This is a genomic window from Azospirillum brasilense, assembly GCF_008365405.1.
Classification (GTDB): domain Bacteria; phylum Pseudomonadota; class Alphaproteobacteria; order Azospirillales; family Azospirillaceae; genus Azospirillum; species Azospirillum brasilense_D.
Genome location: NZ_QOKV01000025.1, coordinates 1 through 26,169, shown reverse-complemented (window position 1 = coordinate 26,169; position 26,169 = coordinate 1). Strand labels below are relative to the sequence as shown.

Sequence of the window (26,169 nt, the reverse complement as noted above, 5' to 3'; positions counted from 1 at the left end):
GGCCGATTTCTTACGAGACTGGGCCATGGTCCGGAACCTGCGCATCGACACGGTCGAGGAGTCGCCCCGCCCGCTGATCGCCCTGGGGCAGGATCACGCGGACGGCACCCGGCTGGCCGCCCACACGCACCGGCGCGGGCAGTTGCTGTCCGGGGCGACGGGGACGCTGGTGCTGTCCACCGCCCAGGGGCGCTGGGTGATGCCGCCCCATTGCGGTCTGTGGATTCCGCCGGAGGTTCCCCACGAGGTCCGCATGATCGGGATGGTGAAGACGCAGAGCCTCTATTTGGCTCCTGCCTTGGCCGACACCATGCCGGGCCGCTGCGAGGTGGTGGCTCTGTCGCCCTTCTTCCGCAGCCTGATCGCGCGGGCGATCGACGTGCCGGTGGACTACGATCCGGACAGCCACGACGGCGCGGTGATGGCGTTGCTTCTGCACGAGATGCGGCGGCTTCCGGTGGAGCCGCTGTCGCTGCCCTTTCCCGCCCACGCCGCCCTGGCGGAACGCTGCCGGCGATTCCTGCAGGAGCCGACGATCCAGGCGACGATCGAGGCGTGGAGCGACGGGCTGGGCATGAGCCGCCGCAACTTCACACGGCTGTTCCGGCGCGAGACGGGGCTGAGCTTCGTCGAATGGCGCCAGCAGGCGTGCCTGGTGTCCGCCCTGCCGCGGCTGGTCGCCGGGGTTCCGGTAACGACGGTGGCGCTGGACCTCGGCTACGACAACCCAGCGGCCTTCACGACGATGTTCAAGCGGATGCTGGGAGCGTCGCCGAGGGCGTATCTGGCGGGGGCTGGTGCTCATGGCGCGAAACGTTCGGCCTGAAGCTGCTCAAAATTGGCGGGTCTTGGCATTTAAGAAAGTTGAACCACAGAGACACGGAGACACAGAGAGGCAATGGCGCGTAGCCTGAAACTCTCTGTGTCTCCGTGTCTCTGTGGTTCAAATCTCGAAGTCGAAGAAGAAAAGCCCCGCCGGAGCGATCCCGGCGGGGCTTTTCATTAACGCAGACATTTTCTTGATCGGCCCCCCTCCCGGCCTCCCCCCGCTGGGCGGGGGGAGGGGAAGAGTGGATCAGGCGGCGACCGTGTCGGCGACGTCCTGGAACTCCTTGATCTGGTCGAAGTTCATGTAGCGGTAGATGTCGCCGGCCTTCTGGTTGACGACGCTCACCTGCTCCAGATACTCGGCAGGGGTCGGCAGCTTGCCCAGCAGGGCGGCGACGGCCGACAGCTCGGCGGAGCCGAGATAGACGCGCGTGTCGATGCCCAGGCGGTTCGGGAAGTTGCGGGTCGAGGTCGAGATGGCCGTCGAGCCCTTGCGGATCTGCGCCTGGTTGCCCATGCACAGCGAACAGCCGGGCATCTCCATGCGCGCACCCGACTTGCCGAGAACGCCGTAATAGCCTTCCTCGGTCAGGATCTGGGCGTCCATCTTGGTCGGCGGGGCGATCCACAGGCGGGTCGGGATGTCGGTCTTCCCGTCCAGGATCTTTCCGGCGGCGCGGAAGTGGCCGATGTTGGTCATGCAGGAGCCGATGAAGACCTCGTCGATCTTGTCGCCGGCAACCTCCGACAGCAGCTTCACGTCGTCCGGGTCGTTCGGGCAGGCGACGATCGGCTCCTTGATGTCGGCCAGATCGATCTCGATCACCGCGGCGTACTCGGCGTCGGCGTCCGGTTCCAGCAGGGACGGGTTGGCGATCCAGTCCTCCATCGCCTTGATGCGGCGGCCGAGCGTCCGGGCGTCCTCGTACCCGTTGGCGATCATCCACTTCATCAGGGTGATGTTGGAGCGCATGTACTCGATGATCGGCTCCTTGTTGAGCCGGACGGTGCAGGCGGCGGCGGAGCGCTCGGCCGAGGCGTCGGAGAGCTCGAACGCCTGCTCCACCTTCAGCTCGGGCAGACCCTCGATCTCCAGGATGCGGCCGGAGAAGATGTTCTTCTTGCCCTTCTTCTCCACCGTCAGCAGGCCCTGGCGGATGGCGTAGAGCGGGATCGCGTTGACGAGGTCACGCAGCGTGACGCCCGGCTGCAGCGCGCCCTTGAAGCGGACCAGCACCGATTCCGGCATGTCCAGCGGCATCACGCCGGTGGCCGCGGCGAAGGCGACGAGGCCCGAGCCGGCGGGGAAGCTGATGCCGATGGGGAAGCGGGTGTGGCTGTCGCCGCCGGTGCCGACGGTGTCGGGCATCAGCAGGCGGTTCAGCCAGGAGTGGATCACGCCGTCGCCCGGACGCAGGGCGACGCCGCCGCGGGTCGAGATGAAGGTCGGCAGCTCGCGGTGGGTCTTGACGTCCACCAGCTTCGGATAGGCCGCGGTGTGGCAGAAGGACTGCATGACCAGATCGGCGGAGAAGCCGAGGCAGGCCAGATCCTTCAGCTCGTCGCGGGTCATCGGGCCGGTGGTGTCCTGCGAGCCGACCGTGGTCATCTTCGGCTCGCAATAGGTGCCCGGACGCACGCCCTGGCCCTCGGCCAAGCCGACCGCGCGGCCGACCATCTTCTGGGCGAGCGTGAAGCCCTTGCCGCTGTCGACCGGGGAGGACGGCAGGCGGAACAGGGTCGACGGGGCGAGGCCCAGCGCTTCACGGGCGCGCGCGGTCAGGCCGCGGCCGATGATCAGCGGGATGCGGCCGCCGGCGCGCACCTCGTCGAAGATCACGTCGGACTTGACGGAGAACTCGGCGATGACCGCGCCGTTCTTCAGCGCCTTGCCCTCGTAGGGGCGCAGCTCGACCGTGTCGCCCGTCTCCATCTGCGAGACGTCGAGTTCGATCGGCAGGGCGCCGGCGTCTTCCATCGTGTTGTAGAAGATCGGGGCGATCTTGGAGCCCAGGCAGACGCCGCCGAAGCGCTTGTTCGGGACGTAGGGGATGTCCTCGCCCGTCCACCACAGCACCGAGTTGGTGGCCGACTTGCGCGAGGAGCCGGTGCCGACCACGTCGCCGACATAGGCGACGAGGTTGCCCTTGGCCTTCAGATCCTCAAGCTGCTTGATCGGGCCGCGGACGCCGGCCTCCTCCGGCACAATGCCGGGGCGCGGGTTCTTCAGCATGGCGAGCGCGTGCAGCGGGATGTCCGGGCGCGACCAGGCGTCCGGGGCCGGCGACAGGTCGTCGGTGTTGGTCTCGCCCGACACCTTGAAGATGGTCAGCGTCAGGCTGGCCGGGACCTCGGGGCGCGAGGTGAACCACTCCGCGTCGGCCCAGGACTGGATCACCGCCTTGGCGTTGGCGTTGCCCTTGTCGGCCAGCTCCTTGACGTCGTGGAAGTAGTCGAACATCAGCAGCGTGGTCTTCAGACCCGCGGCGGCGGCCTCGCCGCACTCGGCGTCGCCCAGCAGGTCGATCAGCGGCTTGATGTTGAAGCCGCCGAGCATCGTGCCCAGCAGCTCGGTCGCCTTGACCTTGGAGATCAGCGGCGAGGTCTCGTTGCCCTTGGCGAGCGAAGCCAGGAAGGCGGCCTTGACCTTGGCGGCGTCGTCGACGCCCGCCGGGACGCGGTGCGTGATGAGATCGACCAGGAAGGCTTCCTCGCCCTGCGGCGGGTTCAGGAGAAGGTCGACCAGCTCCTCGGTCTGCTTGGCCGAAAGCGGCAGGGCGGGAATTCCGAGCGCGGCACGCTCAGCGACATGCTGGCGGTAAGCTTCAAGCACGGTGCGGTCCTCTCATCCAAGGTTGCTCAACAGTCGTCCGATTCCCCGACCCCGGGGGGCGCGCTCGCGGACCCGGCTTTTTGCCCTTGCGGCGTCTTCCCACGCCGCCGGTCCTTCCATTCCGGAAGGAACTTCCGCGGAACGGAGATGTCTTACGTCGCCGCCTTGGGAGTCGTCAAGTCAACGCTCCGCCTGCGACACGTTTTCAGGCGCCGGCCATAGAAGTGGTATTACAACTTGCTCCCGCCGGCCCTGTGGAGGGGTGGCGATTTCCTGAATTCCTCATGGTTTTTGCAATGAACGCTCCGGTGGGGTTTCTGCGCAGGCCGCCGCATCACCATGTCAAACCCGCCGGGGAAGAGGTTGATGGTGAACAATTGGGCATGTAGGGTGTTCTGGCCGGCATCCACGGCACCGCGCAGGCTCCATGCCCTCAGGCTCCATGTCCCTTCGACGCCGGATCACCGCCCGGTTCCTCAGCGTCCTTCTGGCGCTGGCGCCGCTGCAACCGCTGCCCGCCGCCGCCCCCGCGGCGGTGCCCGCCGGGCTGGCCGCGGCCAGCGCCGCGCTGCTCTGGCCGCAGGCGGCGGAGGCGCGGGCCGGCGGAGGCCGCAGCTCCAGCGGGGGATACAGCCGCCCGTCCGTGCGCACCCCGTCCTTCTCCACCCGCTCCGCCCCGTCGCGCGCGCCGTCCACCGGCAGCGGCGGCTACAGCCGTCCCCAAAGCGGGCCGTCCTTTGGCTCTCCCGGCGGGGTGCCCTCCGGCGGTGGCGATCTGGGCGTGTCGCGGCGGTCGAGCGGCGAGGCGCTGGACCGCTACCGGGCGCAGCAGCAGCAGCGGGAACGCACCCCGCCGGTTGCCGCCCCGCCGCCCCGTTCCGGGTCCGGGTCCGCTTCCGGGGCCGGCTGGGGAGGGGGATGGCAGGGCGGCGGTGGCTCCGGCGCGGGCTGGGGGCAGCGGCGCACCGGCGGTTATGGGCCGGGCGGCTGGTACGGCGGCTGGCGCCCGCCGGGCTGGGCTTATGGCAGCCGTCCCAGCTTCGGCCTGTGGAACGGGCTGTTCCTGTGGTTCCTGCTCGATAACCTGTCGCGCCCCGGCTACGCCGACTGGTTCCACAACCACCAGGGCGACCCCGGCTACGCGGAATGGCGCGCGGAGGCGGAGCGGCGCGCGCAGGACGATCCCGACCTGCGCCGCCGCCTGGACGATCTCGACACCCGCCTCCGCGCGCAGGAGGACCGCCCGCGCGACCCCGGCTACCTGCCGCCGGACATCCCGCGCGACGTCGCGCAGGCCGCGCCGGAGACGCCGTCCGCCCCGGAGGAGTCCACCGGGGGTGGCGGGGGTGGGCTGGGCACCCTGATTCTTTTGATTGTGCTCGTCGGGGGGATGGTGGTGGCCGTGACCGTCCTGCGCCGCCGCTCGTCGGGCTCCCGAACCGGAGGTTCCGCCGTGAGCCGTTCGCCCTGGAGCACCGCCGCCAGCACCGCCGCCGGCATCGTGAAGGCCAAGGCCACCGGCGCGACCTACGAACCGTCGCTGTTCCGCGTGGGCATGACGCTAACGCCCGATCCCACGCCTTTCCTGCTGGGCGGCGGCGCGATCAAGGCCGCGGCGCCGGAGGGGGCCGGCTCGATGGTCAGCGTGGAGGCCGTCGGCACGCTGACGGGCGGCGGCGTGACTCTGCACCGGCTGTATCTTCCGGGCGGGCGCGGCTTCTACCAGCTTCATTTGGGAGCCGGGGGAGCGCCGGACGAATGCCGCTGGTTCTCCGTCCTGGACGAGGTGCACCCCACCGACAACGACGAATGGGGCTTCTGGCTGGACCCTGGCGACGGGATGATCGGCTACCCGCAGTTCCAGACCAAGGACGGCAAGCTGTACGGGCGGCTGTGGTCGCCCGGCGCGTCCCGCATCGCCCCCATCACCTTCGACGAGACGCTGACCGACCACCGCGGCAGCCGCACCCGCCGCCTGACCGCCATGCTCTACGCGGCCCCCACCGGCGCCGCGGACCCGGCGCCGCGGACCGAGTATGTGTTGGTCACTGCGGTGGAGGACGGCGGCGAGGCGTGGGTGGAGGTCCGCGCCGGCATCGACGTCAACCCCGCCTCGCTCTCCCTCTCCTGAGTTTCCTTATCCGATCCCGCCAGCCCCTATGGAAGACACCATGGACACCAGCGTCGCGCAAATCCTGCAGGGCCTCGAATCCGGCCTGCCGCTGCTGCTTCTGCATTTCGGAGCGACCCTGGCTCTGTTCCTGATCGGGGTGGCCGTCTACATCGCGGTGACGCCGCTGCACGAGCGCGAGCTGCTGGCCAGTGGCAACCAGGCCGCCGGCGTGGTGCTGGGCGGCACGATGGTGGCGCTGGCGATTCCGCTGGCGGCGACGCTGGTGACCAGCCTTGTCCTGGTGGACATCCTGATCTGGGGGGCGGTTGCGCTGGTGCTGCAGTTGATTACCTTCCTGATCGCCATCTGGCTGTTCCGCGACCTGCGCCCGATGATCGAATCCGGCAACGTCGCGGCGGGCACGGCTCTGGCCGGCCTCCAGATCGCCGTCGCGCTGCTGAACGCCGGAGCCATGGCGGGCTGAAGACCTGCCCAAACAGACCCGCCGAAACAGAGAGGAACCGCAACCATGATCTCGTTCATCCGCAACCTCGTCGGGGTGAAGACCGATCAGGCCGTCCAGTCGGCGGTGGAAGCCCTGGTGCGCTGGGACCCGAAGGCCGCGACGGAAGCCGAACTGCGCACGATGGAAGAGCATCTGGACAGTCTCGGCCTTCAGGTCGCGCAGGCCCGCGCCGCCTATGAGAAGGAGCAGAAGGAGGCCGAGACCATCCTTCAACTCTCCCGCCAGCGCATGGCCGCCGCCGAGCATCTGCAGCGCCAGATGGAGGCGGAAGCCGACGCCGGTCGCAAGGCCCAGCTCGAAAGGAGCCTGGAAACGCTGGTGGGGATGCTGGAGCAGATGGCTCCGGACATCGATCGGGAGGAGCAGGACGCCGTGGACGCGCGCGAGTTCCTGACCATGCTGGAAACGACCTATGCCGAGGCTGGAGGCAAGCTGAAGGCCGCCCGCAGCGCGTTGCAGCGGGCCGAACGGGACATGGGCCGCGCCGCCCAGCAGCGCGACATGGCCGAGCAGCGGGCGGAAGCGGCCCGGCAGGCGGCGGGGCTGAGCGGCGCGACCTCCAGCCTCGGCACGGCGCTGAAGGCGATGCAGGACGCGGCGGCCCGCGACCTTGCCCAGGCGGAGGCGTCCAGCGCCAAGGCCCGCCTGCTGAAGCCGTCCAAACCGGAGGAGGACGATCCCAACATCAAGGCGGCGCTCGATGTCGCCACTGGAGCGAAGCCGGCACCCAGCACCCTGTCCGACCGTCTGGCCTCCCTGAAAAGCCGGCATTGAGGAATGAATAGGATCATCCTATCGGTGGGATAGGATAATCCGTATCGATCCTATCGAACTTCTCCGCCATGCTGCGAGCAGTGAACGTCTGCTCGGTGGAGGACGACCATGCGCAGGTCCACGGCAGAGCTGTTGAACGAACTGGAACGGCACGGCGTGCGGCTGTTGCCGGGCGGGCGCCTGCTGGTGCCGGGCGACGCTCCGGCTCCGCTTCTGATGCGCGCCCACCGCAACCGCCGTGCCCTCAGCGCCGCTTTGGCGCCGCCGCGCGGTTGACGGTGCGCTTGACCCTAGCCCGTGGAGCGTTGTTCCTGCGCGGATGGCGCCCCACGTCAATGCAACGCCCCCGATGTTCCGGGCGGTTCCGTGCCCAATCAGGAGACCCTGTGTGACGATCCAACTGACCACCCTCGCCAACGGATTCCGCGTGCTGACGGACCATCTGCCGCATCTCGGCACGGTGACCAGCGGTGTGTGGGTCGGCGTCGGGGCGCGCAACGAACGGCCGACTGTGAACGGCATCGCCCATTTCCTGGAGCACATGATCTTCAAGGGAACGGAAAGCCGTGACGCGCTGGGCATCGCGCTGGAGATCGAGAACCGTGGCGGCGAATTCAACGCCTACACCGACTACGACGTTACCGCCTATTACACGCAGATGGCCGCCAAGCACGTCGACGTCTCTTGCGAAATCATCGGCGACATCGTCCTGAACTCCGTTTTCCCGGAGGAGGAGGTGGAGAAGGAGCGCGGCGTGGTCATTCAGGAGATCGGCCGCTACGCCGACGAGCCGGAGGATGTGGTCTACGAGGCGCTGCGCCGCACCGCCTTCGATGGGCAGGCGCTTGGCCGCCCGATCCTCGGCCCGAAGGAGAACGTCGCGGGCTTCGGGCGTGAGCATCTGTTCGACTATGTGTCCCATTACGACCCGCGCCGCATGGTCTATGTGGTGTCCGGCAACGTCGATCACGGCACCGTGGTGCGCCGGGCGGAGGCGCTGTTCGGCCATCTGACCGCCAAGGACGACCCCTTCCAGGAGACGGTCGTCAACAAGGGCGGGGCGGCGCTGCTGAAGCGCGACGCCGAGCAGGTGCATTTCATGGCGGCCTTCCCCGGCGTCGGCACCGAGGATTCGGCGAGCTACGCGCTGCGCCACCTCGCCAACATCCTGGGCGGCGGCATGACCTCCCGCCTGTTCCAGGAGATCCGGGAGAAGCGCGGGCTGGTCTATTCGGTCTACGCGGCGCCCATCCAGTATGCGGACGGCGGGGCGCTCAGCTTCTACGCCGGCACCGGGCCGGAGGAGGTGGCCGAGCTGGTGCCGGTCTTCTTCGAGGAGCTGCGCAAGGCCCGCGACGGCGTGACCGCGGTGGAGCTGGAGCGGTCGAAGGAGCAGATGCGCTTCTCGGTGGGCAAGTCGCTGGAATCGACCATGCGTCGCGCCGACCGCTTCGCCCGCACCCTGCTGCGCACCGGCGAGGTGCGGACCATCGAGCAGATCTTCGAGCGCATCGACGCCGTGACGCCGGAGGATGTGGCGGCGGCGGCCAACCGCGTCTTCGCCGGGCCGATGGCGGTGTCCGCGGTCGGCAAGCTGGACCATCTGCCGTCCTACGAGGACATGCAGGGGATGCTGCAGGCGGCGTGAGGTTTGTGGTGTAGCGACGTCTTGCCCCCTCCCTAATCCTCCCCCGCTGACGCAGGGGAGGGGACCAATCTCCCTCTCCTGCGAAGCGGGGGAGGGAAGGGGCCCACGCGCAGCGTGGGAGGGGTGGGGGCAATACGTGTAGCCCCTACCAGACCACCGCCGGCAGCGCCGCAACCTTCAGCGGCCCGAGGAACAGCCCGCGGTTCTGCACGGTGACCGGGGCGGTCAGCACCGGCTCGCCGTTCGGGCCGGTGGGGCGGGCCAGCAGGCCCAGCATCGTACGGGCCATCGCCAGCTCCTTGGGCCGGAACATCCCCTGGAGCGCGTCCAGCACCGCCTGATACCCGCGCACCTCCGCGGTCAGCGCGGCTTGCGGCTGCAGGGCCGCATCCAGCGCCAGCGTGCCGTTCATCGCCAGCTTCAGCGGTCCCCAATCCACATTCAGCCCGTCGAGCTGGAGCGTGCCGCCGTCGCGGCTCCAGGCCGACAGGCTGGCCGGCTCCGGCTTCGGCGGCTGGCCGAGGACGCGCGCGGTCAACAGGAGCCGCTGCACCTCGCGGCCCAGCGCGTCCGGCGCACCCTCGGGCAGGGTGGCGCCGCGCGCGTCCAGAGTGACCGACAGGCCGGTGTCGCTGTGGCTGGCGGGTGGCTCGGCGGGCTGGATGGCGGTCAGGTCCAGGGCGGCGATCGGAACGGGCAGGGCGTCGGGCTGCGCCACGAGGTCGGTGAAGGCCAGCCGCGCCTCGACGGGCTGGCCGGTCAGGGTGAGGCCGACATGGCCCCGGCCGCCGTCGCGGGCGACCAGCGTGAAGGGCGGCTGGTTCGCCTGCACCACCGTCACCCGCTGCTCGCCGGGCAGGGTCAGGGCGATGCGCGTGTGGTTCCAGGGCGGCGCCTCCGCCACCAGCCGGGCGCCCCGCCACTCCGCGTCGCGGGTTGCGAGGTGCGGCGCCTCCAGCGCGGCGCGGATGGTGAAAGGATAGCCGCCGACGTTCAGCCCGCCATGGGCCACCACGGCGCCCGCCGCACGCTGCTCATCCATCCAGGCGAGCACACCGCGCTCCACCGCCGAGGCGGCCTGCCACCACCACACCGAATAGGCGCCGGTCAGCAGGGCGAGGGCAAGAACGGCGAAGCCCAAGATCTTCCGAACGCGCATCTGTGGCATTTCCGTTTTGTGGCACCCACCTTATAGCGGGCGGCCAGAGGCCGTGCTAGCATTCACCGTGTCGCCACCGGTCGGCGCACGCTGCATTACTTAAGGGTCATGCTGCTCGATACGCAATCGCCTGTTGCCGAGCTTCCGGTCACCGCACCGGTGCAGCGTCCGGCATCATCCGCCTCTTCCTGGTCCGCCGACATCGCCGTGACGCCCGGCGCCGACCTCTGGGTCTTCGCCTACGGCTCGCTGATGTGGAACCCGGAGTTCCCCTTTCTGGAGCGCCATCCGGCGGTGCTGGGCGGCTATCATCGCCGCTTCTGCGTCTCCTCCCACCGCTACCGCGGCACACCGGAGCGGCCTGGTCTGGTGCTGGGCCTGGACCGCGGCGGTTCCTGCCGGGGCATCGTCTTCCGCGTGGCGGCGGAGCGGGTGCCGGAAACCCTCGATTGCCTGTGGGACCGCGAGATGCTGAACCGCGTCTACCGGCCCAAGCTGCTGCCGGTGCGCCCGCGCGACGGCGGGACGCCGGTCACCGCCTGCACCTTCGTGGTGGACCGCCGCCACCGGCAGTATTGCGGCTGCATGGACGAGACCGCGATGGCCGAGCGCATCGCCGGATGCTGCGGCGAGCGCGGCCCGAACCTGGACTATCTCGCCAACACGGTCGCCCATCTGGAGGCCATCGGCATCCGCGACCGCGGGCTGTGCAGCCTGCTGACCGCGGTGCGCGCGCGGATCGGTTGAAGCGGATTCCGCCGCCCTCCCCCTAAAGCGGACATCCGGTCGCTCACCCGGCGACCATGACGCACGCGAGCATGGGGATCGAGGCGCGGTGCGCGGCGGGCATTGACGACAGCCTGTTGCGCTTGTCCGTCGGATTGGAAGGAGAGGGTGGCCTGCTCATGGATTTGGACCAAGCCCTGCGTACGGTTGCGCCGCTGCTTGGCCGCTGTTCCATGTAGGTTGCGACACCGAACTCCGTTGCCGCGTTTTCGGTGGAGCGGTCTCGCGTGACCCTACCGCCTGATCGCCGTCGAGAAGCAAGCCGCTTGCGTTCCGATGCATGGTGGTGGTCGGGCATCCGGGGCACCCTTGGCCACGCGACGGCGTCGCCAGGGGAACCGGTCATGGCGGAGGCTGGTCAGCCGACGGCGTTGAAGTCGTCCAGAAGGGCGGCGATGCGTCCGCTGTCGCTCTGGTCCATGATGACGCGGGCGCGCCGGGTGGCCTCCTGAAGGTCCAGCTTGCGGATGCGCCGCTTCACCAGGGGGATGGCCGGCGGCACCATCGACAGGTCGCGCACGCCGAGCCCCAGCAACAAGGCCGTGTAGCGCGCATCGCCGGCGATCTCGCCGCAGACCGACACCGGGATGCGGGCGCGCAGCGCCGCCTCGATGGTGAATTGGATCAAGCGCAGCACCGCCGGGTGCAGCGGGTCGTAGAGCGAAGCGACCTGCTCGTCGCCGCGGTCGATGGCCAGCGTGTACTGCGTCAGGTCGTTGGTGCCGATGGAGAAGAAGTCGGCGGCGTAGGCCAGAGCGTCGGCGGACAGCGCCGCGCCCGGCACCTCCACCATCACGCCCACCGGCGGCAGCGGGTCGGCGATGGGGACGCCGCGGCGGCGCAGGCGGCGGGCCACCTGACCCATCATCTCGCGCACGCGCTGCACCTCGGCGACCGAGCAGATCATCGGCAGCAGGATGCGCAGCGGCCCGTGGACGCCGGCGCGCAGCATGGCGGCGAGCTGCGTCTCCAGCAGCTTCGGCTCGCGCAGGCCGAGCCGGACGGCGCGCAGTCCAAGCGCCGGGTTCGCCGGCTCGCCGTAGCGGCCGGCCATCCAGCCGGCCAGCTTCTCCCCGCCCACATCCATGGTCCGGGCGGTGACGGTGCGCCCGCCCATGCCCTCCACGATGGAGCGCAGGACGGTGTACTGTTCGTCCTCGTCCGGCAGCTGGTCGCGGTTCATGAACAGGAACTCGGTGCGCAGCAGCCCGATTCCCTGCGCCCCGTTCTCCAGCGCGTGGTCGAGGTCGCGCGGCAGTTCCAGGTTGGCCTGAAGCGTCACCGCGGTGTTGTCGCGGGTGACCGCCGGCAGCTTGCGCAGGCCCTTCAACTGCTCGCGCTCGCGCTCGCGCTCGGCGCGGCGCTGCCGGTAGTCCTCCAGCACCTCGGGGGTGGGGTCGATGATGACGCGCCCCTGAACCCCGTCCACGATGATCGTGACCCCGTTCTTCAGCCCGGACAGCAGCCCGCCGACGCCCAGCACCGCCGGAATGCCCAGCGACCGCGCCATGATCGCCGTGTGCCCCTCGGCGCCGCCGAGCACGGTGGCGAAGCCGGCGACGCGGCGCGGGTCGAGCAGGGCGGTGTCCGCCGGGGTCAGCTCCTCGGCCAGGATCACCGAACCGGGGTTCAGCATGGAGAAGGCCTGATACTCGTGCCGCATCAGGTTGCGGATCAGCCGCCGCCCGACCTCGCGCACGTCGGCGATTCGCCCGGCGAGGTAGCTGTCCTCCATGCTCGCGAAGGTCTGGGCGATGGTGGCGATCTCCGCCTGGACCGCGGCCTCGGCGTTGACCAGCTCCTGCTGGATTCGCCGCTCGACGCCGCGCGTCAGGCGGGAGTTGGTGACCATCGCCAAGTGGGCGTCGAGAAGGAAGCCGATCTCCTCCGACGCGGAGCCGGGCAGCACCAGCGCCTTGGCCTTCAGCTTGCGGATCTGGCGGCGTGCCTTGCCGCAAGCGTCGGTGAAGCGCGCGGCCTCAGCCTCCACCTGGTCGGCGGTGAGCGTGTATTCGGGGACGCGGACGGCGCCGCTCTCCACCACATGGGCCGGGCCGATGGCAATGCCGGGCGAAACGCCCAACCCGCGCAACGACCGCCCCTGGCCGGTGGCCGGAACGTCAGTCTTCATCGAACTTGCGGGTGATCAGATCCACGAGCGCCGCCATGGCCTCCTCGGCCTCGTTGCCATAGGCGTACAATTCGACCGAGGTGCCAGGGCCGGCGGCCAGCATCATCAGGCCCATGATGGATTCGCCCGACACCTGCGTCTCGCCGCGCCGCACCTCGATCTCGCAATCGAAGGTGGCGACCAGCTTCACGAATTTCGCCGCGGCGCGGGCATGCAGACCGCGCTGGTTGCAGATGGTGACGCTTTGGCAGATTTCGGGGTTTCGGCCCTCGGGATTCCGCCCTTCGATTCCAGGAGCGCCTTGCTCGGGCGCCTTCTCGTCCGGAGAACTCATCGGGTCACCCGTCCGACAGCAGCGAGGAAGCGACGTTGATGTATTTCTGCCCGGCCTCCCGCGCGGCGCTCACGGCGTGGGTCAGCGTTTCCTGGCGGCGCACGCTGGCCAGCTTGATCAGCATCGGCAGGTTCACGCCGGCGATCACCTCCACCTTCGCCTTGTCCATGATGGAGATGGCGAGGTTGGACGGGGTTCCGCCGAACATGTCGGTCAGCACGACGACGCCGGACCCATCGTCCACGTCGGCAACGGAGTTCAGAATGTCCTGACGGCGCTGCTCCATGTCGTCGTCTGGGCCGATGCACACGGCCCGCACCTGCTGCTGCTCACCCACCACATGCTCCAGCGCGGCGATGAACTCTGCCGCGAGGCGCCCGTGGGTTACCAGAACCATACCGATCATGGGACATCCTTCAATTCTGGAGCCTCCCCCGAAGCCACATTCTTATTGCGGCACTTATGAACGATCCCTTATCCGGATCGCCTCGACCCGCTCCCCTGGTCAACCCCTCTGGTCCAACCTTCGGCTGTCAGCCGGCCCGCGGGGCCTGCCGTTCCAGCTCCCGATGGCTGATCCCGACCGTCAGACCCAGCCCGTCCAGCCACGCGGCCAGCCGTTCGGCGACGAACACGGACCGGTGCTTGCCGCCGGTGCAGCCGATCGCAATGGTCAGGTAGCTCTTGCCCTCCTGTTTGTAGCGCGGCAGAAGCGGCTGCAACAGATCCGTCAGATGACGGAAGAATTCGGCGAAATCCGGGTCGTCCTCCACCCGCGCCGCCACACGGGGGTCCAGGCCGGTCAGCGGTCGCAGTTCCGGATCATAATGGGGATTCGTCAGGAAGCGTACGTCGAACACGAGGTCCGCCTCGCGAGGCAACCCCATCCGGAACGAGAAGGAGGTGACGAAGACCTGAAGCGCCGCCTGGGTGCCGATCTGGAAGTTTCCGGCCAGGATGCGGCGCAGGTCGTGGATCGACAATTGCGTGGTGTCGATGGTCACGTCGGCCTGCTGCTTCAGCGGGAGCAGCATGGCGCGCTCCAGCTGGATGCCGTCGGGCACCGGGCGGTCGATGGCCAGCGGATGGCGGCGGCGCGTCTCGGTGAAGCGGCGCTGCAGGGTCTCATCCCCGCAATCGAGGAAGACCAGCCGGACGTCCAGTTCCGCGTGGGACTTCAGCGCCTCCACCTCCTCCAGCATGGCGTGGGCGGAGAAGTCGCGGGTGCGGCTGTCGATGACCAGGGCCAGCGGGCGCCGGCGCGGGTCGGCCTGCTCCAGCAGCGCCGGGACCAGCGAGAGGCGCAGGTTGTCCACCGCCTCGTAGCCCAGATCCTCCAGCGCCTTCAGGGCGATCGACATGCCGGCTCCGGACATGCCGGTGACGAGCACGAGTTGGCCGTCCTGGCCCGTGAGCCGTTCCGTGGGATGACTTTCGAAGGGGAGGCGGTCGGTCATGGCAGGTCCGGAACCTTTCCCAGAGAGCCGGCCCGCGCGGCGCCGGCAGCCAGCTTGAGCTTGGCCGGAGTTGAGGCGTCGAAGGGGCAGAGGGCGAGGCGCGGCACGGTCCGGTCGAGAAGATCCGCCGCCTCTTCCCCAGGCAGGCGTTCCACGGCGTCGCGCGGCACCAGATCGACGACCAGCCCGACTTCCGCTTCCGTGGCGGTGGGCACGGGCATGATGCCGACGCCCCGCACCTCCAGCAGGCCGGCCAACGCCGCCGGCGCCGTCGCCATCAGCCTGCCCCGGTCCACGCGCAATTCCACCCGGTCGTCCGCAACCAACAACGCACCCGCATCGATCATCCGCAAGGCCAGATCGGACTTGCCGCTGCCCGACGGCCCCCGCAGCAGCACGCCGACGGGTGTTCCGCCCCGGTGGTCGCCGCCCCGTATGCCGCCGTTTCCATGGCCGTCATTCCATGTGCCGACCAAGACGCAGGTGCCGTGAATCGTTACCATGATCCCGCGAAGGTGAGGCGTGCCGCTGGTTCTGTCAATGGGATGCCGAAAATGCATCCTTTCCCGCCCGATACGCCTCGAATGCGCCGGTGCGCCCGCCTTGGCCCAATGCCTGCCGCCCCGATTCCCGGCCTCAGCCCGGCCTGTCGCCGCCCGCGGTCAAACCGATGCGCAGGCCGGTCGGACGGTGCGGCGGATGTCCGCCAACTCGCTGGCCAGCGCGTCGCGCCGCCGGATCATCTCGTCCAGATCGTCCAGTTCGGCCGCCTCCTGGCAGGCGGTGCGGAAATCCTTCTCGCGGGCCAGCCGGGTCAACAGATGGGTGTAGCTGTCGGCGATGGTCGCCAGATGGCGCTGGGCGCCCTGGAGGGCCTCCGCCAGTTGCGTCCGTTCGTTGGCCGACGCCCGCATCATCCGGGCCAGCTCGCCCTGCTGGACGCTGGCGTCGTTGATGAGACGGGCCAGCCGATAGCGGCGGAAGTCGATGACGTTGGTCGACGCCGGGGTGACTGAAGCCGCAGCGACCGAATCCGGTGTGATCGAAGCCGGGGCGGTTCCGTTGATCGGGCGCGGTGCGATCGGCTTGATGTCGGGCTTGATGTCTGACATGGCCCTCTTCCGGTTGGTGACGTCCGGTTGTTGAAAGGCCAGCCGTCACAGGCGCGGGTATGACCAAGATCGAGCATCCGCCGCACCCACGACTTTGTCCATACGTCTTTTCTCAAATTGCAACTATGCCGCATCCACCCTGTGGAATGGAGTCAGGGGCGGGGCAGGCGCACGGTGAAGACGGCGCCGGTCGTCTCCCCGGCGCGCCCAAGACGGTTCGCGGCCCGGAGGGTGCCGCCATGGGCCTCCACGATCTGCTTGGAGATCGACAGGCCGAGCCCGGAATGGGTACCGAACTTCTCGCCGGCCGGCCGTTCGGTGTAGAAGCGCTCGAAGATCGCCTCCTCCTTGCCCTCCGGGATGCCGGGGCCGTCGTCGCTGACCGTCACCTCGACCGCGCCGTCCGGGGTGCGCCGGGCGGCCAGCCGGACCTGCCCGCCGGGCGGCGAGAAGGACAGGGCGTTGGCGATCAGGTTCTGGAAGACCTGGGTCAGCCGCCCCTCCAACCCCCTCACGGTCAGCGACCCGCCCCGCGGCGGCTCGATGACGACTCGCGGCGGAGCCTCCGTTCCGTCTTCGTCCTCGTCCTCGTCTTCGTCCTCGGCGGTGGTGCGGTGGATGTCGGCGAGCGTGCGGAGCATCGCGCCGATGTCCACCGGCTCCAGCGCGGCGCGCGACAGCTCGGCGTCCAGGCGCGAGGCGTTGGAGATGTCGCTGATCAGCCGGTCCAGCCGCTGCACGTCGTCGGCGATGATCGCCATCAGCTTGTCGCGCCGCGCCGGGTCCTGGATGCGGCTGACCGTCTCCACCGCGCTGCGCAGCGAGGTCAGCGGATTCTTGATTTCGTGGGCGACGTCGGCGGCGAAGCGCTCGATAGCGTCCATGCGTGCCCACAGCGCCGCCGTCATGTCGCGCAGCACGCCGGACAGCTCGCCGATCTCGTCGCCGCGGCGCGTGAAGTCGGGAATCTCGGTGTGGCGCCCATGGCCGGTGCGCAGCCGGTCGGCGGCCTGTGCCAGCTTGCGAATGGGTCGGGCGATGGTGCCGGCCAGATAGAGCGACAGCAGGACCGTGACCAGAAGCGCCACCGCGAAGACGCGCAGGATGTCGGTGCGCACCGATCGGATGGCTTCGTCGATCACCGTGCCGCTGCGCGACAGCAGCACCGCCCCCAGCACCTCCTTGTAGCGCTGGACCGGGACGGCGACCGTCAGCAGCAGGTTGGAGCGGGCAACGGGGGAGGCCAGCCGCCACACCGTCGCGCTGTTCTCGCCGGCCAGCGCGCGCTCCACGTTGGGCGGGGGTGCCGCCGATTCGGCGGCGTGGCCCGGCGGCTCGCGGTAGAGCGGCAGGTTCTCCCGGCTCGGCACCACGTCGATGAAGCGGGCGTAGAACTCGTTGACCGCGCGGGACGCCGGGTCGCCGGAGGGCGGCAGCGGCAGCTCCTGGATCTCGATCTTGCCGGGCGAGCCGGTCAGCACGCGGCTGTCCGACAGCAGCCGCCCGTCCGGGCCGTAGAGCCGGGTGTGCGTCTCCGTCGCCAGCGCCAATCGGCGGATCATCTGGCGCCCCAGCTCCGGCGACAGCTCGTAGCTTTCCTGGCCCAGCTCCGGCTCGTCGGCGGCCCGCTGCACGGCGCCCTCGCCCAGCGCGGAGGCGAAGATGCGCGCCTCCGTCTCCAGCGCGTCCAGTTCCGCCTGGACCAGCCGGTCCTGATAGCGGCCGAGATAGAGCAGGGCACCGACCAGAAGCAGCAGCGCCAGCACGTTGACGGCGAGAATCCGCAGGGTCAGCGGCGACGGCACGCCGCGCACCCGGCGCCGGGCCGCGGCGCGCGGTGCGGCGCCGGGCTTGGCGGATGGGGAGGGGGCGTGGTCCGGCGCGCGGACCTCACTCCCTGTATCGGTAACCGACGCCATAGAGCGTTTCGATCTGCGCAAAGTCGGAATCAATGGCTTTGAACTTCTTGCGGAGCCGCTTGATGTGGCTGTCGATGGTGCGGTCGTCGACATAGACGTTCTCGCCATAGGCGGCGTCCATGAGCTGGTCGCGGCTCTTCACATGGCCGGGGCGCTGGGCCAGCGCCTTCACCAGAAGGAACTCCGTCACCGTCAGGTCGATGGGCTGGCCTTTCCAGGTGCAGGAATGGCGGGCGCCGTCCATGACCAGCGGGCCGCGGGTCAGCAGCACGCCGGGTTCCGGCGCGGTCTTGTCGCGGGTCGCCGCCTCGCGCCGCAACAGGGTGCGGATGCGCTCGACCAGCAGGCGCTGCGAGAAGGGCTTCTTGATATAGTCGTCCGCGCCCATGCGCAGACCCATCAGCTCGTCGACCTCGTCGTCCTTGCTGGTCAGGAAGATGACTGGCAGATGGCTGGTCTGGCGCAGGCGCTGCAGCAACTCCATTCCGTCCATGCGCGGCATCTTGATGTCCAGCACGGCAAGGTCGGGCGGGCGCTGGGTCAGGCCGCGCAGCGCTTCGGCGCCGTCGGTGTAGGTGCGCACCTCGAAGCCCTCCGCTTCCAGCGCCATGGCAACGGAGGTCAGGATGTTCCGGTCGTCATCCACCAACGCTACGGTGTGAGACATGTCGTTCGCGTTCCCAATCACACGCCCCGTTTTCGGCGACGGCCTGTGCCGGCGGCCAACTGAAGCGGATGGCCGGGCCGTTGATGTCGCTTACTACGGAAGAATGGTTTCGTCTTATTTCGAAATGCGGGCTTTCCGAATGCTCCACGACGACCTGCAGGCGGCGCAAAGGCATGAAAAGCCAACTTTTCGCTTTTCCCAACCTATTTGTCTGGGCCAATATGGCACCAATGCGGCGCCGGGGAAACGGTGCTGCGCGGGAGAACGCATTCGTTTCAGGGCATGAGTTCCGACGAGTCCCCCATCCGTCCGACCCCGTCGGGGCCGGGCGCCGCGGCGTCATCGGACGTTGGCGGCCGAACGGGAGGCGCCGCAAGGCGCCTGATGCGTGGTGCCGGTCTGGCGGCGCTGTCCACCGCCCTGCGCGGGGACGACGACCAAGCCGGCGACCAGCACATTGGCCGGGGCGGCTGGCCCTATCCCTCTCTGGTCCAGGTGGCCTTCGACCTCGACGGCACGCCGCTTCTCCTTCTTTCCACCCTTGCCGACCACACGAAGAACATCGCGCGGGATTCGCGCGTCGGCCTGCTGTTCGACGGCACCGCGGGGCTGGCGGAGCCGCTGTCCGGGTCGCGGCTGTCCGTTCTCGGGCGGGCAGCGCGCTCGCAGGAGCCGCGCCACCGCGCCCGCTTCCTGGCGCGCCATCCCGGTGCCGCACTCTACGCCGGTTTCGCCGATTTCAGCGTCTACGCCGTGGCGGTGGAGCGCGCCCATCTGGTGGCCGGATTCGGCCGGGTGCGGTGGCTCGACCGGGCCGACCTGCTGCTTCCCGGCGTCCCCGCGGCGCTGGCCGAGGCCGAGAGCGCCATCCTGAGCCACATGAACGCCGATCACGCCGACGCCTTGCGGCTGTACGCCACGGTTCTGGCCGGACGGTCCGCCGATGGCGCCGAGCCTTGGGCGATGACCGGGATCGACCCCGACGGCTGCGATCTGCGCCGCAGCGGCGAAATGGCGCGGGTTGATTTCGATCACAGCGTGGAAAACCCCGAAGACGCTAGGGTCACTCTCGCCGGGCTCGCCCGGCAGGCCCGCCAGAGCGCGTCCGGCAGTGCGCCTGGCAGCGCACCCGGCGCGGCCGACGGCTCAGTGGATTCGGACGATCGTGACGGCTAACCACGACGCCGCGGCAAGCGGCGCGCAAAGAAGCGCAACCAGGAGAAAACGTCAGTGGACCATAACGGACCAACCCGTTGCCGTTTTGGGTTTGTGGCCCTCGGGCCACCCCTCTCTTGCCAATCAGGACATCGGGCGCGCCCGGGGGGCGCGTCGGGATGACCGCCGTCCGGCCTGCGGGCCGGGCTGCGGTGGTTTGAGCCGGCGGAAAGACACCGCCACCGAACGAGGACGGCTTCGATAAAGGCCGAAAAGGCCAGCCGTCCGGACCTCCGGGCACCGGCCCCAAATCCCATGGGGCGGCGAACCCGGAGACGAGTTGAGAGGCAAAGGATGACCGGAACGACGCGCACGCGGAACAAGAAGCTCCTGGCCTGGGTCGAGGAGATCGCGAACAAATGCAAGCCCGAGCGGGTGCACTGGTGTGACGGATCGCAGGAGGAATACGACCGCCTGTGCGCCGAGATGGTGGAATCGGGCACCTTCATCAAGCTGAACGAGGCCAAGCGCCCGAACTCCTACCTCTGCCGTTCCGATCCGGGCGACGTCGCCCGCGTCGAGGACCGGACCTTCATCTGCTCCGAGCGCAAGGAGGACGCCGGCCCGACCAACAACTGGGTCGCCCCGGCGGAGATGAAGGCGAAGCTGGACGGCCTGTTCGAGGGCTGCATGCGGGGCCGCACCATGTATGTGGTGCCCTTCAGCATGGGGCCGCTGGGCTCGGACATCGCGCACATCGGCGTGCAGATCTCCGACAGCCCGTACGTCGCGGTGAACATGCGCATGATGACCCGCATGGGCCAGAAGGTGCTGGACATCCTGGGCGACGGCGACTTCGTGCCCTGCCTGCATTCCATCGGCGCGCCGCTCGAGCCCGGACAGCCGGACGTGGCGTGGCCGTGCAACGCCGATCACAAGTACATCGTCCATTTCCCGGCCGATCACTCGATCGTTTCCTTCGGTTCGGGCTACGGCGGCAACGCCCTGCTCGGCAAGAAGTGCTTCGCGTTGCGCATCGCCTCTTCGATGGGCCGCGAGCAGGGCTGGCTGGCCGAGCACATGCTGATCCTCGGCGTGGAAAGCCCGGAGGGCGAGAAGACCTACGCCGCCGCCGCCTTCCCGTCGGCCTGCGGCAAGACCAACTTCGCCATGCTGGTGCCGCCGGCCGAGTTCGAGGGCTGGAAGGTCCGCACCATCGGCGACGACATCGCCTGGGTGAAGCCGCAGCCGGACGGCACGCTGCGCGCCATCAACCCGGAGGCCGGCTTCTTCGGCGTGGCGCCGGGCACCAGCATCAAGTCGAACCCGAACGCGCTGAAGACGCTGAACGCCAACGTCATCTTCACCAACGTCGCGCTGACCGACGATGGCGACGTGTGGTGGGAGGGCCTGACCGACGAGGCGCCGGCCCACCTGATCGACTGGCAGGGCAACGACTGGACCCCGGCGTCGGGCCGTCCGGCCGCGCACCCGAACTCGCGCTTCACCGCCCCGGCGGCGCAGTGCCCGTCGATCGATCCGGCCTGGGAGGACCCGGCGGGCGTTCCGATCTCCGCCTTCATCTTCGGCGGCCGCCTGTCCAAGACCTTCCCGCTGGTGTTCGAGGCCTACAACTGGCGCGAGGGCGTCTATTGGGCGGCGACCATGGGCTCGGAGGCGACCGCCGCCGCCGTGGGTCAGGCCGCCATCCGCCGCGACCCCTTCGCCATGCTGCCCTTCTGCGGCTACAACATGGCCGACTACTGGAACCATTGGCTGGCGATGGAAGGCAAGGTTGAGAACCTGCCGCGCATCTACCGCGTCAACTGGTTCCGCAAGGACGAGAACGGCAAGTTCGTCTGGCCGGGCTTCGGCGACAACATGCGCGTCCTGCGCTGGATCGTCGACCGCGTCCGCGGCCGTGCGGTGGATGCGGCGGAGAGCCCGTTCGGCTACATGCCGCGTTATCAGGACCTGAACTGGGCCGGTCTGGACTTCGCCGAGGACAAGTTCCGCAAGATCATGGACATCGACCGGAAGGAAGCCGAGGCCGAGGCCAAGGACCAGGAGGAGCTGTTCAACCGCTTCGGCAGCCACCTGCCGGACGAGATCGAGCAGCAGCGCGTGGCACTCCTCAAACGGCTGGAGGAGGCTCCGGACACCTGGCGGATCGGCTGATCGGGCCGTCACCGGATCGTCTGAACGCGTGAAGAGGGGCCGCCCGTGGGCGGTCCCTTTTCTTTTGCGCATGTGGCTGCGGCGGGGGGCTTTTCAGGTACTCCTTTCGTGACACGATCCTTTGTCACGGCTAGGATCGCGTCCGACGCCGGGTGATTTACAAAAACTCAAGGGATTGCTGCGTCACTGGGTCGACAGAACGCAAGCACGCCCGCCTGACCGACTGTCCGCGGAGCGGACCGGCCAAGGCACGGAAAATGACGCTGGAGGACGGAAGACATGTTCGTGATGATCGGCTTCGGCGTCGTGGTGTTCAGCGTCTTCGGGGGCTATGTCCTGGGTGGCGGTCACCTGGGCGTGCTGTGGATGCCCTTCGAGTTCATGATCATCCTCGGCTCCGCCGCCGGCGCGTTTTTGATCGGCAATCCAAAAGCGGTGGTCACACACACCGGCAAGGAACTCGGGCACCTCTTCAAGGGGCCAAAATACAAAAAGGATGATTTCCTCGAACTCCTCACCATGATGTATCAGGTCTTCAAGATCGCGAAGACCAAGGGGCTTCTCGCCCTTGAACAGCACATCGAGAAACCCGAGGACTCACCACTCTTCCAGCAGTTTCCGAAATTCTACGGCGACCACCACGCCATATCCTTCCTCTGCACCTATCTTCGCCTGATGTCGCTCGGGGCCGACAACCCGCACGAGCTGGTCGACCTGATGGACGAGGACATCGAGACCATGCACCACGAGCATCAGAGGATCGCCGACGCCATCCAGGCGGTCGCCGATGCCGTTCCGGCGCTGGGCATCGTGGCGGCGGTGCTGGGCGTGATCCACACCATGGGCTCGATCACCGAGCCGCCGGAGGTTCTGGGCAAGCTGATCGGCGGCGCGCTGGTCGGCACCTTCACCGGCATTCTCGTCGCCTACGGCTTCCTGGCGCCGATCGCCAGCGGCCTGAAGAACATCTACCATGCCGAAGGGAAATACTATCAGGCGATGAAGATCGGCCTGATCGCGCATTTGTCCGGTTATGCGCCGGCCATCTCCGTGGAGTATTCGCGAAACGTGCTGGAGCCCGAATACCGGCCGAGCTTCGCCCAGTTGGAAGAGGCCACCTCGGCCCTGCCGCCCGCCTGACGCCGGATCCGCCCTCCATGTCTCCGATCTCGTCCGAAGGCGCCGTCACCATCCTGTGGAACGAAGGGACGGTGGGGGAGTGGGCTTCGCTTTTCGCCCGCGTTCCCCGCTCCACCCTGCCGCAGTGCTTCGCCTATGCCGGCGCCATGGGGCGCACCCATGGCTTCGTGCCGCGGCTCGGCCTGATCCGGCGGGACGGCGCGCCCATCGGGATCGTCCAGCTTCTGGAGCGGCGCACGCTGCGCCTGTTCCACCAGCGCCAGATCCACCGCGGCCCGTTGTGGCTCGACGGGGTGGAGCCGGATCCGGCGACCCAGGAGGCGGTCTTCCGTCTGCTGCGTCGGGCCTGCCCCGACAACCCGCTGAACCGGGCCAGCCTGCTGCCCGAACTCGCCGCCGGCCCGGAGGCCGAGGCGATGCTGCAACGCTGCGGCTTCCGCCGCTTCGGCTCCGGCTACCGCACGGTCTGGCTCGACCTGTCGCGCGGCGAGGAGGAGTTGAGGGCCGCGATGGCCCGCGACTGGCGGCAGCGGCTGAAGGGTGCGGAGAAGGCCGGTCTGGTGATCGACCTCGACTGGGAGGCCAAGAACCTGCCCTGGCTGATGAAGCAGGAGCATGAGCAGGCCCAGACCAAGCAGTTCCGCCCGATGACCGGCGCGCTGGCCGTGCGCATCCGCAACGGGCTGCTGAAAGGCGGGGGGAAGGGCGACGGGGTGCTGATGGCCGCCGCGCTGGAGGACCGGTCCGGCAAGGCCGGCCCGGCGGCGAGCGCCCTCTTCTACATCCATGGTGGTTCGGCCACCTACCAGATCGGCTGGTCCAGCGAGTCGGGGCGCAAGAGTGGCGCGATGCGGCTGGTGCTGTGGCGGGCGGCCCTGGCGCTGAAGGCGCGCGGCGTGGGCTGGCTCGACCTCGGCGGCATCAACCCGGACAGCGCGTCGGGCGTCACGGAGTTCAAGCTGGGAACCGGCGGTCAGGCGGTGGAGAGCGCCGGCCTGTTCCGCTGAGGTCTGATCCCTGGAAAAGGGCGTCGTTGAATTCCGGCGCCGACAGTCTCATCCTGATCGCGAGCGGAGGGAGCACGCCATGGCCAAAGACGACATGAAACCGGAAGAGGCGCAACTGGCCATCGCCAAGGCGGCCCAGATGAAGCCGCAGGTTCAGGCCATGCGCGACCGTCTCCGCAAGATGGCGGATGACGAGGAGAGGGGCGTCCAGATCCTGGCCAGCGCCATCCGCCGCTTTCTTCACCAGGAATAGGCGGGGCGGCGCCTCAGCAGGTCGTCGCCTTGGTGCAGCCCTTGTCCTCGTGCGGGCCTGGGGTGCGGGCGAGTTGGAGGCCGCTGCGTGCCTGCTCGAAGGTCTTCTCCAGCGACCGCACCGTCTGCTCGAAGGCTTGCAGCTCACGGCCTTCCAACTTGTCGCCGGTCGGCAGGTCGATGCTCTTCGGGTTGATCTGCTGGCCGCCCTTCAGCACCTCATAATGCAGGTGCGGTCCGGTGGACCGGCCGGTGGTCCCGACATAGCCGATGACGTCGCCCTGGTCGACACGGGCGCCGCGGCGCGTGCTCTTGGCGATCCGGCTCAGATGGGCGTAGGCCGTGGCGATCTGGGTGTTGTGGCGGATGCGGATGTAATTGCCGTAGGCGCCGTTCGGTCCGACCTCTTCGACCACACCGCCGCCCGCGGCGTAGATCGGCGTGCCGGTCGGCGCGCCGAAATCCATGCCCTTGTGCATCTTGCTGAAGCCCAGGATCGGGTGGTGGCGCATGCCGAAGCCCGAGGTGATCCGCGCGCCGTCGATCGGCGTGCGCAGCAGGGCGCGGCGGATGCTCTCGCCGTCGCGGTTGTAGTAGTCGATCCGCCCGTCCCGGCTCTTGTGCCGGTAGATCGGGTATTCCTTGCCGCTCAGCACCAGCGCGGCGTAGAGCACGTCGCCTTCGCCGGCGTTCTTGCCGTCGGCGGTGACCAGCCGCTCATACAGGACCTCGAATTGGTCGCCCGGCTGGAGGTCGCGCTGGAAGTCCACGTCGTAGGAATAGTCGCGGATCAGCGCCATCATCACCGACACCGGCACGCCGGCGGCGTTGCCCGCTTCGAACAGGCTCGACCGGATCACCGTCTGCGCGGCGACCGGCTGGCGGGTGACCGCCTTCTCCGATTCGCTCGACGTGAAGGCGGTGTCGCCCTTGCGGGAGACGGAGACGGAACGAACCACGTCCGGAAGGAACTCCAGCCCAACGAATCGCTTGCTTCCGCCGCGGCGCGGCTCGAACAGGACGGTGACCTGCTGGCCGACCTGCAGCTTGCGCGGATCGTAGACCTTGCGCAGGGCCGCGATGGCGTTGGTCGCCTCGTCCGCCGGGACATCCACCCCGGTCAGCATGTCCATCAGCGTGTCGCCGCGCCCGACCGACAGGATGTGGCGATGCGCGTTCGACGACGCCTCGTCATCGTCCGTATCTTTGGCGGCGGTCTCTTTGACGCTCCGCTCCGGCGGGGCCGTGCGCCCGCCCGCCGCCTGGGCGGGCGCGGCGACCGTGTGGGTGAGGAGCCCCGCCAGACCAGCGGCAACCAGGGCGAGCGTGGGAAGGCCACCGAGCCTCGAACGCACCGTCATCCTCCTATTGCTTCCTCACACGTTTCGGACCGTTGTGGCGGCGGGCTGTTCGGCCGCCCAAGGAGCTACCACTGTCTATAGGCGACCATGCGCACCCTTTTTGTCACTGTCAACCCGATAGGGGTATCTGCGTCAATTGGTTGTGCGTGCCAGGGCCGTCCCTTCCCCCGTCCCTGAGCACCGTCATGCGGAACGCTCGATCCGGGGAGGGACGGACATACACCGATTCCAGCTTGGACTACGGTGATAAGTCGCTCCGTGAAGAATTTTTCATGGAAATGCAAAAAGCCCTTGCGTCGTTCGACGGGGTGCGCTTATAAACCGCTCCACCGACGCAGCGCCGCAGACAAACGCGGCAGCGACGGATCAAAAAAGCGGATGACGATCCAAGAAACGGCGCCAAGCATTGGGCGCTGTTTGCTTCGTCTCCGGATTTCTGGTTCATCGGTTTTGGCCCTGGCGGCCCGCTCCTCGAAGGAGCTGGGCGCGGGGTGTTGCGGTTCTCCTGAGAGCCGCGGGATCTTGGATATCGTTGATACCGTGTTGTGAGAAGGGATGCGCAGGCGGCGGTTTTGGCCGTTGGCCGCGGACCGGTTCCGGAAGGGACTGGCATCGCGGGTCGCTTGAGCATCTCGGTCAAGCAGTAAGAGACGAACAGTTTTGAAAGCTTGGGTTGAGGTCGCGTTGAGCGGCCCTGTCAAGAGAGCGTTTCGGCGCTCGGCTTGAACCTGAGAGTTTGATCCTGGCTCAGAACGAACGCTGGCGGCATGCCTAACACATGCAAGTCGA

The 26,169-nt window shown here is 68.5% G+C and carries 23 protein-coding genes, 1 rRNA gene and 1 pseudogene; 14 read left to right on the top strand and 11 right to left on the bottom strand.

The features are described 5' to 3' along the window. Positions 1-25: 25 nt before the first annotated feature. On the top strand, positions 26-826 hold the full coding sequence (locus tag DS837_RS26960) for an AraC family transcriptional regulator (RefSeq protein WP_149167547.1): 801 nt from the start codon (positions 26-28) through the stop codon (positions 824-826). 249 nt (positions 827-1,075) lie between these two features. Here the strand turns inward: DS837_RS26960 and acnB are convergent, their stop codons facing one another. Next, positions 1,076-3,661 carry a bifunctional aconitate hydratase 2/2-methylisocitrate dehydratase gene (gene acnB / locus DS837_RS26955; RefSeq protein ID WP_149167546.1) on the bottom strand — a complete coding sequence of 862 codons (2,586 nt, stop codon included), beginning with the start codon at positions 3,659-3,661 and terminating at the stop codon, positions 1,076-1,078. A gap of 442 nt (positions 3,662-4,103) precedes the next feature. Here acnB and DS837_RS26945 point away from each other — a divergent pair, with 442 nt between their 5' ends. From DS837_RS26945 to DS837_RS26930, 5 genes are all read left to right on the top strand, one after another. Next, on the top strand, positions 4,104-5,792 hold the full coding sequence (locus tag DS837_RS26945) for a DUF2491 family protein (RefSeq protein ID WP_247890154.1): 1,689 nt from the start codon (positions 4,104-4,106) through the stop codon (positions 5,790-5,792). A 40-nt stretch (positions 5,793-5,832) separates the two neighbouring features. After that, on the top strand, positions 5,833-6,258 hold the full coding sequence (locus tag DS837_RS26940) for a DUF350 domain-containing protein (RefSeq protein ID WP_149167544.1): 426 nt from the start codon (positions 5,833-5,835) through the stop codon (positions 6,256-6,258). Between the two features lie 45 nt (positions 6,259-6,303). Continuing rightward, positions 6,304-7,074 carry a hypothetical protein gene (locus tag DS837_RS26935; protein WP_149167543.1) on the top strand — a complete coding sequence of 257 codons (771 nt, stop codon included), beginning with the start codon at positions 6,304-6,306 and terminating at the stop codon, positions 7,072-7,074. Between the two features lie 108 nt (positions 7,075-7,182). Then, on the top strand, positions 7,183-7,350 hold the full coding sequence (locus DS837_RS32210) for a hypothetical protein (RefSeq protein ID WP_170295991.1): 168 nt from the start codon (positions 7,183-7,185) through the stop codon (positions 7,348-7,350). A gap of 112 nt (positions 7,351-7,462) precedes the next feature. Further along, positions 7,463-8,722 carry a M16 family metallopeptidase gene (locus DS837_RS26930; protein WP_149167542.1) on the top strand — a complete coding sequence of 420 codons (1,260 nt, stop codon included), beginning with the start codon at positions 7,463-7,465 and terminating at the stop codon, positions 8,720-8,722. A 145-nt stretch (positions 8,723-8,867) separates the two neighbouring features. Here DS837_RS26930 and DS837_RS26925 read toward each other — a convergent pair whose 3' ends face one another. Beyond that, entirely contained in the window at positions 8,868-9,881 is a 1,014-nt protein-coding gene (locus tag DS837_RS26925) for a DUF2125 domain-containing protein (protein WP_149167541.1), read from the bottom strand. Between the two features lie 108 nt (positions 9,882-9,989). On the opposite strand from DS837_RS26925, the gene DS837_RS26920 reads away from it, so the two are divergent. Together DS837_RS26920 and DS837_RS26915 are read left to right on the top strand one after the other, a co-directional pair. Then, the gene (locus tag DS837_RS26920) at positions 9,990-10,628 is read left to right on the top strand and encodes a gamma-glutamylcyclotransferase (protein WP_149167540.1); all 639 of its coding nucleotides are present in this window, start codon (positions 9,990-9,992) and stop codon (positions 10,626-10,628) included. A 50-nt stretch (positions 10,629-10,678) separates the two neighbouring features. Beyond that, positions 10,679-10,846, top strand: a pseudogene (locus DS837_RS26915) (PLP-dependent transferase); the annotation flags it as partial. Positions 10,847-11,025: 179 nt separating this feature from the next. On the opposite strand, the gene ptsP reads toward DS837_RS26915, so the two are convergent. The 8 genes from ptsP to DS837_RS26875 all read right to left on the bottom strand — a co-directional run bounded on the left by ptsP (position 11,026) and on the right by DS837_RS26875 (position 18,287). After that, the gene (gene ptsP, locus DS837_RS26910) at positions 11,026-12,798 is read right to left on the bottom strand and encodes a phosphoenolpyruvate--protein phosphotransferase (RefSeq protein WP_149167539.1); all 1,773 of its coding nucleotides are present in this window, start codon (positions 12,796-12,798) and stop codon (positions 11,026-11,028) included. Beyond that, positions 12,788-13,132 (bottom strand): HPr family phosphocarrier protein, encoded by a 345-nt coding sequence (locus DS837_RS26905; protein WP_247890153.1) that lies wholly within the window; start codon positions 13,130-13,132, stop codon positions 12,788-12,790. The genes ptsP and DS837_RS26905 overlap by 11 nt, the downstream gene beginning before the upstream one ends. A 4-nt stretch (positions 13,133-13,136) precedes the next feature. Continuing rightward, entirely contained in the window at positions 13,137-13,538 is a 402-nt protein-coding gene (locus DS837_RS26900; RefSeq protein ID WP_149167538.1) for a PTS sugar transporter subunit IIA, read from the bottom strand. A 127-nt stretch (positions 13,539-13,665) separates the two neighbouring features. Then, the gene (gene rapZ, locus DS837_RS26895; RefSeq protein ID WP_149167537.1) at positions 13,666-14,589 is read right to left on the bottom strand and encodes an RNase adapter RapZ; all 924 of its coding nucleotides are present in this window, start codon (positions 14,587-14,589) and stop codon (positions 13,666-13,668) included. Then, on the bottom strand, positions 14,586-15,092 hold the full coding sequence (locus DS837_RS26890; protein ID WP_149167536.1) for an HPr kinase/phosphorylase: 507 nt from the start codon (positions 15,090-15,092) through the stop codon (positions 14,586-14,588). Before DS837_RS26890 ends, rapZ begins: the two co-directional genes overlap by 4 nt. Positions 15,093-15,251: 159 nt before the next feature. Further along, the gene (locus DS837_RS26885; protein WP_247890152.1) at positions 15,252-15,701 is read right to left on the bottom strand and encodes a hypothetical protein; all 450 of its coding nucleotides are present in this window, start codon (positions 15,699-15,701) and stop codon (positions 15,252-15,254) included. A gap of 152 nt (positions 15,702-15,853) precedes the next feature. Then, the gene (locus DS837_RS26880; protein ID WP_149167535.1) at positions 15,854-17,620 is read right to left on the bottom strand and encodes a stimulus-sensing domain-containing protein; all 1,767 of its coding nucleotides are present in this window, start codon (positions 17,618-17,620) and stop codon (positions 15,854-15,856) included. Next, positions 17,592-18,287, bottom strand: a complete 696-nt coding sequence (locus tag DS837_RS26875; protein ID WP_149167534.1) for a response regulator transcription factor — start codon at positions 18,285-18,287, stop codon at positions 17,592-17,594. Before DS837_RS26875 ends, DS837_RS26880 begins: the two co-directional genes overlap by 29 nt. 384 nt (positions 18,288-18,671) lie before the next feature. Between DS837_RS26875 and DS837_RS26860 the strand changes: the two genes are divergently transcribed. From DS837_RS26860 to DS837_RS32205, 5 genes are all read left to right on the top strand, one after another. Continuing rightward, positions 18,672-19,463: a HugZ family pyridoxamine 5'-phosphate oxidase gene (locus tag DS837_RS26860; RefSeq protein WP_149167532.1), complete on the top strand. Its 792-nt coding sequence runs from the start codon at positions 18,672-18,674 to the stop codon at positions 19,461-19,463. Positions 19,464-19,757: 294 nt separating this feature from the next. Continuing rightward, positions 19,758-21,620 carry a phosphoenolpyruvate carboxykinase (GTP) gene (locus tag DS837_RS26855; protein ID WP_149167531.1) on the top strand — a complete coding sequence of 621 codons (1,863 nt, stop codon included), beginning with the start codon at positions 19,758-19,760 and terminating at the stop codon, positions 21,618-21,620. Between the two features lie 279 nt (positions 21,621-21,899). Beyond that, positions 21,900-22,760 carry a flagellar motor stator protein MotA gene (gene motA / locus DS837_RS26850; RefSeq protein WP_035682389.1) on the top strand — a complete coding sequence of 287 codons (861 nt, stop codon included), beginning with the start codon at positions 21,900-21,902 and terminating at the stop codon, positions 22,758-22,760. Between the two features lie 17 nt (positions 22,761-22,777). Then, positions 22,778-23,767: a GNAT family N-acetyltransferase gene (locus tag DS837_RS26845; protein WP_149167530.1), complete on the top strand. Its 990-nt coding sequence runs from the start codon at positions 22,778-22,780 to the stop codon at positions 23,765-23,767. A gap of 79 nt (positions 23,768-23,846) precedes the next feature. Further along, positions 23,847-24,020 (top strand): hypothetical protein, encoded by a 174-nt coding sequence (locus tag DS837_RS32205; protein WP_170295990.1) that lies wholly within the window; start codon positions 23,847-23,849, stop codon positions 24,018-24,020. Positions 24,021-24,033: 13 nt separating this feature from the next. On the opposite strand, the gene DS837_RS26840 is transcribed toward DS837_RS32205, so the two are convergent. Continuing rightward, positions 24,034-25,380, bottom strand: coding sequence for a peptidoglycan DD-metalloendopeptidase family protein (locus tag DS837_RS26840; RefSeq protein WP_247890150.1), 1,347 nt, complete (start codon positions 25,378-25,380; stop codon positions 24,034-24,036). Positions 25,381-26,104: 724 nt separating this feature from the next. On the opposite strand from DS837_RS26840, the gene DS837_RS26835 reads away from it, so the two are divergent. Further along, positions 26,105-26,169 (top strand): 16S ribosomal RNA (locus DS837_RS26835); the annotation flags it as partial.